This window comes from Catellatospora methionotrophica (genome assembly GCF_011297335.1).
GTDB classification, from domain to species: Bacteria; Actinomycetota; Actinomycetes; order Mycobacteriales; family Micromonosporaceae; genus Catellatospora; species Catellatospora methionotrophica.
The window spans coordinates 133,994-147,160 of sequence record NZ_JAAOTJ010000012.1; the positions used below are offsets into that span (position 1 = coordinate 133,994).

The 13,167-nt window shown below is 70.6% G+C and carries 13 protein-coding genes; 7 read left to right on the top strand and 6 right to left on the bottom strand.

Annotated features, from left to right (window positions below; genetic code table 11):
- Positions 1–71 precede the first annotated feature (71 nt).
- From HAV40_RS24760 to HAV40_RS24770, 3 genes are all read right to left on the bottom strand, one after another.
- Positions 72–1,289: an esterase-like activity of phytase family protein gene (locus HAV40_RS24760; RefSeq protein WP_166385202.1), complete on the bottom strand. Its 1,218-nt coding sequence runs from the start codon at positions 1,287–1,289 to the stop codon at positions 72–74.
- 101 nt (positions 1,290–1,390) lie between these two features.
- Positions 1,391–1,762: a hypothetical protein gene (locus HAV40_RS24765; RefSeq protein ID WP_203670953.1), complete on the bottom strand. Its 372-nt coding sequence runs from the start codon at positions 1,760–1,762 to the stop codon at positions 1,391–1,393.
- Between the two features lie 43 nt (positions 1,763–1,805).
- Positions 1,806–2,249, bottom strand: a complete 444-nt coding sequence (locus HAV40_RS24770; RefSeq protein ID WP_203670951.1) for a hypothetical protein — start codon at positions 2,247–2,249, stop codon at positions 1,806–1,808.
- Between the two features lie 81 nt (positions 2,250–2,330).
- On the opposite strand from HAV40_RS24770, the gene HAV40_RS24775 reads away from it, so the two are divergent.
- Positions 2,331–2,846, top strand: coding sequence for a hypothetical protein (locus tag HAV40_RS24775; RefSeq protein ID WP_166385204.1), 516 nt, complete (start codon positions 2,331–2,333; stop codon positions 2,844–2,846).
- Positions 2,847–2,850: 4 nt separating this feature from the next.
- Here HAV40_RS24775 and HAV40_RS24780 read toward each other — a convergent pair whose 3' ends face one another.
- Positions 2,851–4,404: a phospholipase D family protein gene (locus HAV40_RS24780; protein ID WP_166385207.1), complete on the bottom strand. Its 1,554-nt coding sequence runs from the start codon at positions 4,402–4,404 to the stop codon at positions 2,851–2,853.
- 151 nt (positions 4,405–4,555) lie between these two features.
- Positions 4,556–5,539: a hypothetical protein gene (locus tag HAV40_RS24785; RefSeq protein ID WP_166385209.1), complete on the bottom strand. Its 984-nt coding sequence runs from the start codon at positions 5,537–5,539 to the stop codon at positions 4,556–4,558.
- A gap of 211 nt (positions 5,540–5,750) precedes the next feature.
- On the opposite strand from HAV40_RS24785, the gene HAV40_RS24790 reads away from it, so the two are divergent.
- Genes HAV40_RS24790 through HAV40_RS24815 form a run of 6 tightly spaced genes read left to right on the top strand, consistent with a single transcriptional unit; the run spans position 5,751 to position 12,335 of the window.
- Positions 5,751–6,788 (top strand): LacI family DNA-binding transcriptional regulator, encoded by a 1,038-nt coding sequence (locus HAV40_RS24790; protein WP_166385211.1) that lies wholly within the window; start codon positions 5,751–5,753, stop codon positions 6,786–6,788.
- Positions 6,789–6,790: 2 nt separating this feature from the next.
- Positions 6,791–8,365 carry an FAD-dependent oxidoreductase gene (locus HAV40_RS24795; protein ID WP_166385213.1) on the top strand — a complete coding sequence of 525 codons (1,575 nt, stop codon included), beginning with the start codon at positions 6,791–6,793 and terminating at the stop codon, positions 8,363–8,365.
- A 26-nt stretch (positions 8,366–8,391) separates the two neighbouring features.
- Positions 8,392–9,669, top strand: coding sequence for an ABC transporter substrate-binding protein (locus HAV40_RS24800; protein ID WP_166385215.1), 1,278 nt, complete (start codon positions 8,392–8,394; stop codon positions 9,667–9,669).
- Positions 9,666–10,559, top strand: a complete 894-nt coding sequence (locus tag HAV40_RS24805) for a carbohydrate ABC transporter permease (protein WP_203670949.1) — start codon at positions 9,666–9,668, stop codon at positions 10,557–10,559. The genes HAV40_RS24800 and HAV40_RS24805 overlap by 4 nt, the downstream gene beginning before the upstream one ends.
- Positions 10,549–11,379, top strand: a complete 831-nt coding sequence (locus HAV40_RS24810; protein ID WP_166385218.1) for a carbohydrate ABC transporter permease — start codon at positions 10,549–10,551, stop codon at positions 11,377–11,379. The genes HAV40_RS24805 and HAV40_RS24810 overlap by 11 nt, the downstream gene beginning before the upstream one ends.
- Before the next feature lie 2 nt (positions 11,380–11,381).
- Entirely contained in the window at positions 11,382–12,335 is a 954-nt protein-coding gene (locus HAV40_RS24815) for an acetylxylan esterase (protein WP_166385220.1), read from the top strand.
- A gap of 175 nt (positions 12,336–12,510) precedes the next feature.
- Here HAV40_RS24815 and HAV40_RS24820 read toward each other — a convergent pair whose 3' ends face one another.
- Positions 12,511–13,164: a ribonuclease FAU-1 family protein gene (locus HAV40_RS24820; protein ID WP_409364912.1), complete on the bottom strand. Its 654-nt coding sequence runs from the start codon at positions 13,162–13,164 to the stop codon at positions 12,511–12,513.
- Positions 13,165–13,167: the final 3 nt, after the last annotated feature.

Sequence of the window (13,167 nt, forward strand, 5' to 3'; positions counted from 1 at the left end):
GCGGGACAGCCGGATGACCCCACGGGCTGGGCGCGGGACCGTGTTCGGCACCCGCGCCCAGCCGTGGCGCGTCAGCCGAGGACGCGGTGGTCGGCGTGCAGGGAACGGTCGAGGCGGATGGTGATGAACTCGTTGTCGTCCGGGCGGCCGGGGGTGCGGCCCGACGAGAACGGGAAGTTGTTGTCGTTGAGCACGGCCAGCGTCCGGTCGTCGAGGATGAGCACGTCCTCGATCGTCTGGAACGGGAAGCGGAACGTGTCGGCACTGCCGCCCAGGTGCTTCGGGTCGGCGATGTTCAGCAGGTCGGCGACCAGCGTCTTGTCGACCAGGCCGTCGCGGTCGCGGTCGGCCAGGTCCACCAGGTAGATCTTCTTGAACGCGGCCGCGGCGCCCTGGTTGTTGTCCCGCTCGATGACCAGGAAACGCTGCTTGTCGACGGCGATGAAGTCGCCGATCGCGTTGGTGGTCGCCTCCAGCCGGTAGGTCCAGCGCTTGGCCGTGTACGCGCCGGTGGTGCGGTCGAACTGGCTGATCCGCAGGGTGCCCGCGGTGTCACCGGTGACGGTGCCCTCCAGCAGCGGATACAGGTGCCTGCCGTCGACCGAGGCGGCCATGCCCTCGAAGCCCTTGCTGCTGCCCAGGTTCGCGGTCACGCCCAGCCGGGCGGCGCTCTCCGGCGCGGTGACGCCCGGCAGCGGCACCGGTGCGGCCAGCAGCCGTCCGGCCCGGTCGAAGTGCAGCAGGTACGGGCCGAACTCGTCGCCGATCCAGTAGCTGCCGTCCTTGGCCTTCACGATCGACTCGACGTCGAAGTCGGCCCCGGTCAGCACGCGGTCGGGGCGGGTCAGCGGCCAGGAGACGAAGCCGGACGGGTCGGTCAGGCTGATCCCGCCGACGGCGTCGACGCGGCGGGTGCCGAAGTCGGGGATGAGCCGCTGGATGCGCAGCGCGAAGTCGCCGCTGTTGGCGATGTTGCCGTAGCCGTTGTCGGACAGCACGTCGTAGCTGCCGTCGCTGTTGCGGGCGATGCCGCTGAAGCCCTGTACGGGCTGGTCGGCGAACGGCGGCGTGACCCCGTTGACGGGGGCCGTGCCGAGCAGTGCGCCGGACGGGTCGCTGGCGGGCACGAACGTCAGCGCGGGCAGCGCCGCGAAGCCGGTCAGCACGGCCGGGCCGAAGTCACCTGACCGCTCCCTCTCGGCTGGGGCCGCCGAGCCGCCGGTGGGCAGGGCGAGCGCCAGGGTCAGCACGGTCAGGCCGGTCAGGGCCAGCCGGGGCAGACGGGTCATCGAATCCTCCTCGAACGCCGAAATCGCCCCGGACGTTAGACACCCCGGTTGAACCCGCCGAGAACGTCCGCTCAACGGCACATGGAGATCGCCGTGTGGTGTCAGGCACTGTGTACGCGGGCCTGTTTCGTGAGCTTGTACTGCAGGCCGCGCAGCGTTCGCACCGTCTCCTCGTCGGACAGCCCGGTCGTGGTCGACCACTCGAAGCCCGAGCCGAAGATGTCGCTGACGAAGACGATCTCCGTGGCGATCAGCGCCCGCCGCCAGTCCCACCGGCTGAGCGGCTGTCCGGCGTGGAGGGATGCTCCGATACGGCGAACCTGCTCGTGCATGTCCTCGACGCCGCGGAAGCCGATGGCCACGGCCAGCGCGCCGGTCGCGTGGGCGGGCCCGCCCCACTCGCCGAGTCCGCGGACGAGCAGGTCGCGTTCGGCGTCGGTCAGCTCGATCGATATCTGGTCTTCGGTGGTCACGTCACGATCATGGCGTACGCCCGGAGCTGCGCCGACGCTGGGCTCAACGCCGTTTCCACCAGGGTCGGCGGGGTAGCGCGTCGCCGGGCGGTGCGCACAGCGCCTGCGCGGTCTCCTTGCTAATTAGCAGGGAGATCTCCCGGGTGGCGCAGTTGACGAGAACACCGTGACCGTTCGGAGACGCCGCCGCCATGCGCAGCAGGACCTCACCGGCGATCCCGGCGTTGAAACGCGGTCCGTAGGTGCGCAGGAAGACCTCCGGATCGGCGAACGTCATGATCCGATCGCGCCCGTCGCCGTAGGCGGTGCTGGAGACCCTGATGTCACCGGCGGACGTCACGCTCGTACGCCCCTCGGGCTCGGGCAGGTTGTCGGACAGCACGCCGACCGTGGACGCGCGGAACAGCGCGATGAACCGGTCGTAGGACTCCGGAGTGCCGGAGTCGGCGTGCGCGGTCATGGCATCGGACAGCGGGGTCTCGGTCATGGGGCGGGACGATAGCGAAGATCCGTCCGCCTGTGGGGCCGGCGTGCTCGGCGCGGCGGGCGCGTGGCCATACTCTGCCGGGTGAGCACTCTCTACCTTGCCCGCGTCATCGAGCACGAGCCGGTGACCGCCGGGCCGGACGCGGGGATCGGCTGGCAGCGGGTCGTGGTCGAGTGCGTGACCGTGCACCCGGATGCCGGCCTGCCGCCGTACACCGACGACCAGGACAGCGAGGACGCCGTGCGGCGGTTCGTGCTGCGGCTGCTCGCCGACGGTGACGCGGCGGGCGACGACGAGGACTTTGAACAGGCCATGGCCCGGCAGGACGCCGCCGGCGACGAGGGCCTGGTCCGGGCGGCGGTGCCGGAGGTCCGGCGGCTGCGGGTGCTCGATGTCGGCTTCGAGGACGGCTTCTGGCGCGAGCACGCCGGGCAGTGGTGGGCCGACACCGAGGTGGCAGGTGTGCCGGTGCGGGAGTGGCTGGCGACGCCCAGCGACTGTTGCCCGTACCAGGTGGCGGTGTACGCGGCGGTCGTCGGCCCGGACGTGCTGCGCCGACCGCGCCCGGAGGCGTACGGCAGCACCGCGTACTGGTGAGCGGTCAGAAGTGGTTGCGTACGCGCATGGTGCTGGGCCGCCCGTCGGGGTCGCAGATCAGCTCGTAGACGAGCCGGGCGGGCAGCCGCCGCCAGCCGCGTACCTTCGGCGGGTCGTAGCGGCGCAGCCGGGTCTGCGGGCGTGGCCCGGTCTGGCCGGACGCGTGCCAGTCGTCCAGTTCCTTCGCGGCGGCGGCGAACAGGTCGAACGCGGTCCGGGGATCGGCCAGCCCGGGGTCCGGCCTGCCCAGGTGCTCGCCCATCAGTTCCAGACGCAGATCCCGGGCGTACGCCGGGTCGGCCGCCTCGTCGACGACAGCGCAGGTCAGCTCGGAGTCGTAGGTCCACGAGCGCAGGTTGAAGTTGTCCGACCCGACGGTCGCCCAGGCGTCGTCGACGATGCAGGACTTGGCGTGCACGTAGATCGGCGTCCCGGCGGCGTTCTCCAGGCCGTATATCGCGACCCGGTCGCCGCCAGCCTTGCCCAGCACCTTCATCGCCTGCTTGCGCCCCCACGACTCGGCCCGCGAGATGGCGGGCGCGGCGGCGTCCGGTGCGAGCGGCACGACGCAGATCAGCCGCAGCTCGGGGTTGTTGCGCAGGGCCTGCGCGAACGGGCGGATGACCCGGGCCGACCACAGGTACTGGTCCTCGACGTAGATGATCTTCTCGGCGCGGGCCAGGGCCTTGAGGTAGCCGCGGGCGATGCTGCGCTCGCCGCGCGGCGCGAACGGGTAGCGGCCGAGCCGCCGCCGGGGGTACGTGCGCAGGGTCTGCACGCTGTGCGTGCCGGCGCGCGGCGGGTCGGGCAGCGGGTCGGGCAGCGCGGGGACCTCGGTGCGCAGCCGGGACAGTTTGTCGCGGACCCAGTCCGCCAGGTTGAGCGACAGCGCGCTCGGGTCCTGCCAGCGTTCGCGGAAGACGTGCTCGACGTCGCCGACGGCGGGGCCGCGCAGGGAGAGCTGGATGTCGTGCCACGGCGGGTTCGGGCCGTAGACCTCGGCCATCGGCGGGGCGAGCCGGTCGCCGCCGTGTTCGGCGTCGTCGTTGCGGCCCCGGCACAGGTCGATGCCGCCGACGAAGGCGACGTCCAGGTGGGGGCGGCCGGGGTGGCGTACGACGAAGAGCTTCTGGTGGTGTGATCCGCCGAAGCGGACCCGCATGTCGAGCAGCACGTGCGCCCCGGCGTCCTGCAGCTGTTCGGCGAGCTGGCGGTTCTGTGGCGAGCTGAAGTGCAGCCAGTCGGGGTGTGAACGCCACAGCAGCCCGTACACGTGCACCCCGCGCCGGGCGGCGTCGCCGAGGACCTTGGTGACCTGGGTACGCGGCCCGTCGAGCTGCTCGTCGGGGTCGCCGCGCCAGTCGGTGAACATGACCACGTCCCCGGCCTGGGTCCCGGCCAGCACCTCGGCGAGCTCGCTGAAGTAGCTCGCCCCGTGCACGAGCGGCCGGGCCAGGTTGCCGGGGCTCCAGGCGAGTCCGTCGGCGTGGCGACGGTCGATGCCGGTGGCCGGGTTGCCGCGCTCGTCGGCGGACAGGAACCAGGAGTCGGGGGTCACGCCAGCGAACCTAGCCCGCCGACCCCCTGTCGCGGGAGTGGCGAATATCGCGGGAGCCCCGCGAAGATCGCTGTTTGCGGTCGAAAAGTACGGTCTAGCTGCATTTTTCGACCGCAAACAGCGATCTTGAACCGAGCCGTCGACCGCGACGTCAGACGGCGCGGGCTACCGCGATGGTGCCGTCGAGGCGGGGGCCGGCCTCGTAGAACATGTACTCGACGCCGCCGTCGGTGCCGAAGCTCGCGGCGGCGCTGCGGCCCCGGTCGGGCCAGGCGTCCATGGCGTGGTGGAAGACGCCGAGGTGCACCTCGCGGTCGAAGCTGTTGCCGACCTCGGTGAGGTACATGTCGCCGCCGTTGCCGTGGTAGACGACGTACGCCGTGCCGTTGCGCTTGAGCACGTGCGGGGCGGCGATGTCGACCTGCCCGTCGGGGCCGGGCGTGACCAGCGGCACCGGGTCGAACGAGAAGGTCTTGCCGTCGTTCGACCAGCCCCAGAAGATCTTGCGGGTGCCGTTGGTGACGCCCATGAACACCATCACGTACTTGTTGCCCAGGCCGGGCACGGTGTGCTCGAAGACCCGGGCGTACGACGTCTCGGTGCAGTTGGGGATGACCCCGGTGTGCAGCACCCGCCCGAAGTAGGTGAAGTTCACGCCGTCGGTGGACCAGGCCATCCGGGTGGTGTTGTTCTCGCCGTGGAAGTACAGGTAGAACTTCTTGTTCGCGGCGTTCCAGATGACGTGCGAGCTGGACACGTGGCTGACCGAGTAGTGCGGTGCCCAGTTGTTCGAGATGATCGGGTTGTTCGGGTACTCGGTGAACTGGCCGCTCAGGGAGTTGCCGTAGGCCAGGCAGATGCCGCCGGGCGCGTCGTGCGGGGCGTAGTACAGGTAGTACCGGCCCAGCGGTGAGGCGATCTTGTCGTACACCCCGCGGATGCACGGGAAGATCAGCTCGTTGGTGGGGTTGTAGCGCAGGTTGGCCTTGGTGAACGGGGTCCCGATGTACTGGTATGTCGGGAATCCTGCGGGTGCGGCCTGGGCCGGGCTGCCCAGTGCCGTCCCGGTGAGCCCGCCTGCCGCCGCGGCTGCGCCCGCGACCAGCAGTTGCCGGCGGTTGAGGAGCGGTTTCATCGGTGGTGCCTCCCATCGATGGAGATAACCGAAAGTAACGGTGAGTCTCGGGCTCGCGGCGCACGGGCGTCAAGGGGCTAATACGAATTAGCTCAGGAACTTCTGTGCGAACGATTTTCGCGGTGGGCCTTGACGAAGCGCTCGGAAGGCCGCAGGATCTCATCTCACCGCAACAACTAATGCGCATTAGCCCGAGGATTGGACACGTACCGTGACCGGAGCCCGCAGGCGGGTGACCCAGCAGGACATCGCCCGGATGACCGGCGTCAGCCAGGCGACCGTCTCGCTCGTCCTCAACGGACGGTCCGACGCCGAGGTCAAGCTCTCGGCCGAGACCCGCGAGAAGGTGCTGCGGGCCATCGCCGAGACCGGCTACGTGGCCGACCCGATCGCCCGGCGGCTCGCCTCGCGGCACAACCGCATCATCGGCGTTTTCACCTACGAACCGGTGTTCCCCAGCGCGAACAGCGACTTCTACCACCCGTTCCTGGTCGGCATCGAGCAGCAGGCCGAGGTCCTGGGCTGCGACCTGCTGCTGATGACCAGCACCCCCGTCGTCGACGGGCGGCGGCGGCTGTTCCACGGCGACAACCGGCTGCGCCTGGCCGACGGCAGCATCCTGCTCGGCCGCACCATCGACCGCGCCGACCTGGCCCGGCTGCTGGCCGAGGAGATCCCGTTCGTGTCGATCGGCCGACGCGACGACGCGGGCGGTCCGGTGCCCTATGTCGGCGCGGACTACGCGGCCGCGACCGCCGAGATCGTGCGGCAGGCGATCGTCCTGGGCCACGACCGGCTCGCCTACCTGGGCCTGGGCGCGGGTCCGGAATCGTGGGCCGACCGAGGCCGCGGCTTCCGCGAGACCGTCGCGTCGGCCGGGGTGTACGGCGGCCACTTCGCACCCCCCGCCGAGGGCGAACCCGTGCGCGACACCGCCGCTGTGCTCGACGCGGCGCTGGCCGCCGGGGTGACCGCGGTGGTCGCCGAGGAGCACGCCGACGGGGTCGCGCTGTACGAGCTGGCCCGTGAACGCGGGGTCGCGCTGTCGGTGGCGACGCTCGGGGAACCGACCCGGGCCGCGCTGCCGACGGCGGTGGAGTTCACCAGCCTGCGCATTCCGCGCCAGGCCATGGGCGCGCAGGCCGTCGAGGTCCTGACCGCCCTGATCGAGGGCACGCCCGGCGGGCGGCAGCGGCTGCTGCCGTGCGAGGTCGTGCCCGGCGAGACGCTCAGCGAAAGAGGTAACTGACGATGCAGGCCGAGATTCTGGTGGTCGGGGGCGGCCTCGGTGGGGTGGCCGCGGCGCTGGGCGCGCTGCGGGCCGGGCGGCGCGTGGTGCTGACCGAGGAGTACGACTGGCTCGGCGGGCAGCTGACCAGCCAGGCCGTGCCGCCGGACGAGCACAGCTGGGTGGAGCAGTTCGGGGTGACGGCGAGCTACCGCGCGCTGCGCGAGGGCATCCGTGACTACTACCGGGCGAACTACCCGCTGATCCCGGCGGCCCGTGCCTGGCGCGAGCTGAACCCGGGCGGCGGCCACGTCAGCCGCCTGTGCCACGAGCCCCGCGTCGCCGTCGCGGTGATCGAGGCGATGCTGGCCCCGTACCGGTCGTCGGGCCGGTTGACGGTGCTGCAGCCGTACCGGCCGGTGGCCGCCGACGCCGGCGGCGACCGGGTCACCGCGGTGACCGTCGAGCACGTGCGCACCGGCGACCGGCTGACGATCGAGGCGGCGTACACCCTCGACGCGACCGAGACCGGCGAGCTGCTGCCGCTGACCGGCACCGAGTACGTCACCGGGTTCGAGTCGCAGCACGAGACCGGCGAGCCGAGCGCCCCGGACACGGCGCAGCCGATGAACATGCAGGCCGTGTCGGTGTGCTTCGCGATCGACCACGTCGACGGCGACAACACCATCGACAAGCCCGCGCAGTACGACTTCTGGCGCGCGTACCAGCCGGATTTCTGGGGTGACCGGCTCCTGTCGTTCCGGTCGCCGAACCCGCGCACCCTGGCGATCAGCGAGCGCAGCTTCACCCCGAACCCCGACGACGACCCGCTGTCGGTCGTCGCCGACCAGCGGGTCAATCCGGGCGACGGCAACCTGTGGACGTTCCGGCGCATCGCGGCCCGCAAGCTGTTCACGACGGGCACCTACGACAGCGACATCTGCCTGGTCAACTGGCCGATGATCGACTACTTCGAGAGCCCGGTCATCGACGTGCCCGACGTCGACACGCACATCGCGAACGCGAAGCAGCTGTCGCTGTCGGTCCTGTACTGGCTGCAGACCGAGGCGGGCTTCCCCGGCCTGCGGCTGCGCGGCGACGTCACCGGCGGCGCCGACGGCCTGGCGATGGCCCCCTACATCCGGGAGTCGCGGCGTATCCGGGCCGAGTACACGGTCGTCGAGCAGGACCTGTCGCTGGCCGTACGCGGCGACAAGGGCGCGGTGGAGTACCCCGACGCGGTCGGGGTCGGCATGTACCGCATCGACCTGCACCCCTCCACCGGCGGCGACAACTACATCGACGTCGGGTCCTGTCCCTTCGAGATCCCGCTCGGCGCGCTCATCCCGCGCCGCATGGACAACCTCCTGCCCGCGGGCAAGAACATCGGCACCACGCACATCACCAACGGCTCGTACCGGCTACACCCGGTCGAGTGGAACGTGGGCGAGGTGGCGGGGGCGCTCGCGGCGTACTGCCTGAACAACGGGCAGACACCGCGCGGCGTGCGCAACACCCCGGAGCACCTGTCCGGGTTCCAGGCACAGCTCATCCGGGACGGCGTGGAACTGCGCTGGCCCGACGTCTCCGGCTACTGACCGGCCACCTTGAGTTGGAGTTATCGATGAAGATACGTGGAATCCTCGCCGCCGCGACCGCGGGCGTGCTGTCTCTCGGCCTGGCCGCCTGCGGCGGCGATCCAGAGCCGAGCACCGGCCCGGTGTCGCTGCGGATGACGGTGTGGTCCTCGAACGAGGCGCACCTGAAGCTGTTCAACGAGATCGCCGACGCCTACAGGGCGAAGAACCCCCGGGTCACCGAGGTCAAGTTCGACCCGATCCCGTTCGAGAGCTACACCACCACCCTGACCACGCAGATCGCGGGCGGCAACGGCCCGGACCTGGCCTGGCTGCTGGAGAACTCGGCCCCCGACTTCGTGAACTCCGGCGCGCTGGTGCCGCTGGACGACACGCTGGGCAAGGCCGAGGGCTACAACGCCGCCGACCTGAGCCCGTCGGCGACCTCGCTCTGGAAGGCCGACGGCAAGCTGTTCGCGTACCCGTTCTCGACCTCGCCGTTCGGCGTTTTCGTCAACACCGACCAGCTCAAGGCCGCCGGGCAGCAGACCCCGGCCGAGCTGATCGCCGCCAACCAGTGGACCTGGGACAAGGCGGTGTCGGTCGCGGCCGCGTCGTCGGCCAAGAGCGGCAAGGCAGGCCTGGTCGTACGCGACTTCGACTACAAGAACTGGGACAACCTGTCGACGGTGTGGACCGGCTGGGGCGCGCAGGCGTGGACGCCGGACGGCAAGGGCTGCGGATTCGACCAGCAGCCGATGGTCGACGCGATGACCTTCCTGCACAAGTCGATCTTCACGGACAAGGCCCTGCCCGGCCCCGGCACCACCGCGGACTTCTTCGCCGGTGAGGCCGCCATGACGATCACCCAGATCTCGCGGGCCTCGCTGCTCAAGGACGCCAAGTTCGGCTGGGACCTGGTCCCGCTGCCGACCGGCCCCAAGGGCGAGTACGCCGTCATCGGCCAGGCCGGTCTCGGCGCGCTGAAGAAGGGCAAGAACGCCGACGTCGCCGCCGACTTCCTCGCCTTCTTCACCAACCCCGACAACTCCGCCAAGCTCGCCGCGTACTTCCCGCCGCCGCGCACCTCCCAGCTCACCGCCGAGACCCTCGCGAAGACGAACCCGCTGCTCAAGCCCGAGCAGCTGCAGCAGGTCGTCATCGACGGCATCTCCACCGGCGTCGTCAAGCCCAGCCACACCGGCCAGGCCGAGATCGCCCAGGCGGTCCGGGCCGCGCTCGACCCGCTGTGGAAGCCCGACGCCGACATCAAGGCGGTCCTCGGCGGCGTGTGCTCGGCCATCAACCCCCTACTGGCCAAGTGAGCACTCGCTTCTGGACGGGTAGCCGGCGCGACACCCTCGCCGGCTACCTGTTCATCGCCCCCCAGCTCCTCGGCTCGGTGCTGTTCGTGTTCGTGCCGCTGGGCCTGGTGTTCTGGTACAGCCTGCACGAGTGGAACGTGCTCGCCGACACCTTCACGTTCGTCGGTGCCGAGAACTACCAGGCGCTTGCCGACGACCCGAAGCTCGCCGACGCGCTCGTGGCGACCGGTTTCTTCTCCGCCGGGCTGGTCGTGCTCAACCTGAGCCTGGCCCTGCTGCTGGCGGTGCTGCTCAACCAGCGGCTGCGCGGCACGGTGTTCTTCCGGACCGTGTTCTTCTCGCCGGTCGTGGTGAGCCTGGTCGCCTGGACCATCGTGTGGAACTTCCTGCTCCAGGACAACGGGGGCATCAACGCCCTGCTGGAGACCGTCGGCGTCGACGGGCCGAACTGGCTGCGCGGCGAGGGCACCGCCATGGTCGCGGTGATCGTGGTCCAGGTGATCAAGAACGTCGGCCTGAACATGGTGCTGTTCCTGGCCGCGCTGCAGGGCGTGCCCGCCAACCTGTACGAGGCGGCCACCGTCGACGGGGCGAGCCGCCGCAGGCAGTTCCTCAGCATCACCGTGCCGATGATCAGCCCGACCATCCTGCTCACGTCGATCATCACGGTGGTCGGCTCGCTGCAGGTGTTCGCGCAGATCGCGGTGCTCACCCAGGGCGGCCCGGGAACGTCGACCACGGTGCTCGTCTACTACCTCTACCAGCAGGCGTTCCAGTTCCACCACTTCGGATACGGGGCCACCCTGTCCGTGCTGCTGTTCGCGATCGTGCTGCTGCTGACCCTGGTCCAGTGGCGTATGCGCCGGAAGTGGGTGTTCCATGAGTCGTAGGGCCAAGACCGCCGTGTACGGCGTGCTGTGCCTGCTGGCGCTGCCGTTCCTGTTCCCGACCTGGTGGATGGTGACCTCGTCGCTCAAACCGGTCGGCGACATCTTCGCCTTCCCGCCGACACTGTTCCCGACCGACGTCAGCTTCGACGCGTACGCCAAGGCGTTCGAGCTGCAGCCGTTCGCACGGCAGTACTTCAACAGCATGTACATCGCCGCGCTCGTCACGGTCGGCACGCTCGCGGTGTCGTCGCTGGCCGGATACGCGTTCGCGCGGATCAAGTTCAAGGGCGCGAACCTCTGGTTCGTGGTGATCCTGGTCGGCCTGCTCATCCCGAGCGAGGTCACCATCGTGCCGCTGTTCAAGATGTTCGACGCCTGGGGCATGGTCGACACGCACTGGCCGCTGATCCTGGTGCCGATCCTCGGCGCGCCCAGCGTGCTGGCGACGTTCATCATGCGGCAGTTCTTCCTCGCCCTGCCCGGCGAACTGGAGGAGGCCGCGAAGGTCGACGGCCTCGGCCGCTTCGCGATCTTCCGGCTGATCGCGCTGCCGCTGGCCCGCCCGGCCCTGGGCGCGGTCGCCATCTTCACCTTCCTGCACAGCTGGAACCTCTACCTGGAACCGATCGTGTTCCTGTCCAGCTCCGAGATGTTCACCCTGCCGCAGGCGCTGACCCAGTTCGTCGACGCGTACGGCGGCCCGATGTGGGACATCCAGCTCAGCGCGGCGTCGCTGACGGCGCTGCCGGTGCTGGTCGTGTTCGTCATCGCGCAACGCCAGTTCATCGAGGGCCTGGCCCACACGGGCCTCAAGGGATAGCCATGCCGATCACCGAGCCGAACCCGGGGGAGTACCGCAGCACGCTGCGGGCGCCGGACGACTTCGACGCCTTCTGGGCGCGCACGCTGGCGCAGGCGCGCGCGTTCGCGCTGGACGCGCGCTTCACGCCCGCGTGGCAGCGCACGATCGAGGTCCACGACGTCACCTTCGCCGGGTTCGGCGGGCACCCCGTCAAGGCCTGGCTCGCCCTGCCCGCCGGGACCCGCGAACCGCTGCCGTGCGTGGTCGAGTATCCCGGCTACGGCGGCGGGCGCGGCCTCGCCCACGAGCGCCTGCTGTACGCCGCTGCCGGATACGCCCACCTGTACATGGACGTACGTGGCCAGGGCAGCGGCTGGAGCCACGGCGACACCCCGGACCCGGTGGGGACCGGACCGCAGCATCCCGGGTTCATGACCCGTGGCGTGCTCGACCCGGACACCCACTACTACCGCCGCGTGATCACCGACGCGGTCCGCGCCGTCGCGGCGGCCCGCGCGTTCCCGCTGGTGGACGGGTCACGGGTCGCGGTGACGGGGGAGAGCCAGGGCGGCGGCCTGGCCCTGGCCGTCGGAGCCCTCGTCCCCGACCTGGCCGCCGTCGCACCTGACGTGCCGTTCCTCTGTGACCACCGGCGTGGCGCGGAACTGGCCACCGCCGGACCGTACCGCGAGGTCACCGCGTACCTGGCGGTACACCGCGACCACGAGGAGCAGGTGTTCCGCACCCTGTCCTACAGCGACGGCGTCCTGTTCGCCGAACGGGCGACCGCCCCGGCCCTGTTCTCCGTCGCCCACATGGACGCGAGCTGCCCACCGTCGACCGTCTACGCCGCCTACCACCGCTACGCGGGCCCCAAACGCATCGAGATCTACCCCTTCAACGGCCACGAGGGCGGCGAAGCCGTCCAGGACGCCGCCCGCCTCGCCTTCTTCGACGCCACCCTCGCCCGCTGATTCCCCGAAACTGCCGGACCGCGACCGCCGGGTGCCCACGTCGCCACGACGATCCCCTGCCGGTCAGCGCCCCGGTTCGGCCGGGGGACATGTTCGCTGTGGTGCGTGCTCGTTTTCGGACGCTTGCGCGTCCCGAAACGGGCACGCCCCGGCGCGCACATGTCTCCTGCCGGGGTCACCAGGCGCGCGGGCGGTCCCAGCCGGGCGGTGGCGTGTCGGGCGTCTCGGCTGTCCAGGCCGGGTCGGGGCGGAAGTCGCACCAGGTGCCGTCGAACGGGAAGGCGGCAGCCTCGACCAGGTCGATGATCTCCCGGCCGGCCCGGCGCACGCGGGCCTCGTCGTCGACCCAGTAGTGCTCGGGCTGGGTCAGGCGCTCGGCGAACACGTCCTCGTCCTTCCAACGCCAGGTGCGGTCGGCGTCGATCCAGACGTCGAGGTCCCAGTCGGCGGTGTCGAGCCCGGCCAGCAGCGGGTCGCGCCAGGCGATGCCGGGCCGCTCCAGGTTGGCGTACCAGTTGCGGAAGCGCCCGTCGGTGTCGAAGAACCAGCGGACGGAGTAGTCGGCCCCGGCCGGGTGCCACGACAGCACGCCGTGGCGGGCGACGAAGGGCATCGGCCGCTTCGGCCCGGTGACCCACTCGGCCAGCGGCACGTGTGACATGTGGCGGTCGTCGAGCCGGTTCAGGTGCCAGCCGTAGGTGCCGCGCGTACACCAGAGCAGCAGGCCGCGCTCGTCGTGGCGCACCGCTCGCATCGGATACAGGCCGCCGACCTGCAGGTTCTGGAAGTGGCGGACGCAGACCAGCTCACCCGGCTCGAAGGTCACCATCCC

What these genes read in the sequence shown, in the direction of transcription:
- HAV40_RS24760 (WP_166385202.1), bottom strand. Translation starts at nt 1,289, where the DNA reads ATGACCCGTCTGCCCCGGCTGGCCCTGACCGGCCTGACCGTGCTGACC.
- HAV40_RS24770 (WP_203670951.1), bottom strand. Translation starts at nt 2,249, where the DNA reads ATGACCGAGACCCCGCTGTCCGATGCCATGACCGCGCACGCCGACTCC.
- HAV40_RS24785 (WP_166385209.1), bottom strand. Translation starts at nt 5,539, where the DNA reads ATGAAACCGCTCCTCAACCGCCGGCAACTGCTGGTCGCGGGCGCAGCC.
- HAV40_RS24795 (WP_166385213.1), top strand. Translation starts at nt 6,791, where the DNA reads ATGCAGGCCGAGATTCTGGTGGTCGGGGGCGGCCTCGGTGGGGTGGCC.
- HAV40_RS24800 (WP_166385215.1), top strand. Translation starts at nt 8,392, where the DNA reads ATGAAGATACGTGGAATCCTCGCCGCCGCGACCGCGGGCGTGCTGTCT.
- HAV40_RS24810 (WP_166385218.1), top strand. Translation starts at nt 10,549, where the DNA reads ATGAGTCGTAGGGCCAAGACCGCCGTGTACGGCGTGCTGTGCCTGCTG.
- HAV40_RS24815 (WP_166385220.1), top strand. Translation starts at nt 11,382, where the DNA reads ATGCCGATCACCGAGCCGAACCCGGGGGAGTACCGCAGCACGCTGCGG.
- HAV40_RS24820 (WP_409364912.1), bottom strand. Translation starts at nt 13,164, where the DNA reads ATGGTGACCTTCGAGCCGGGTGAGCTGGTCTGCGTCCGCCACTTCCAG.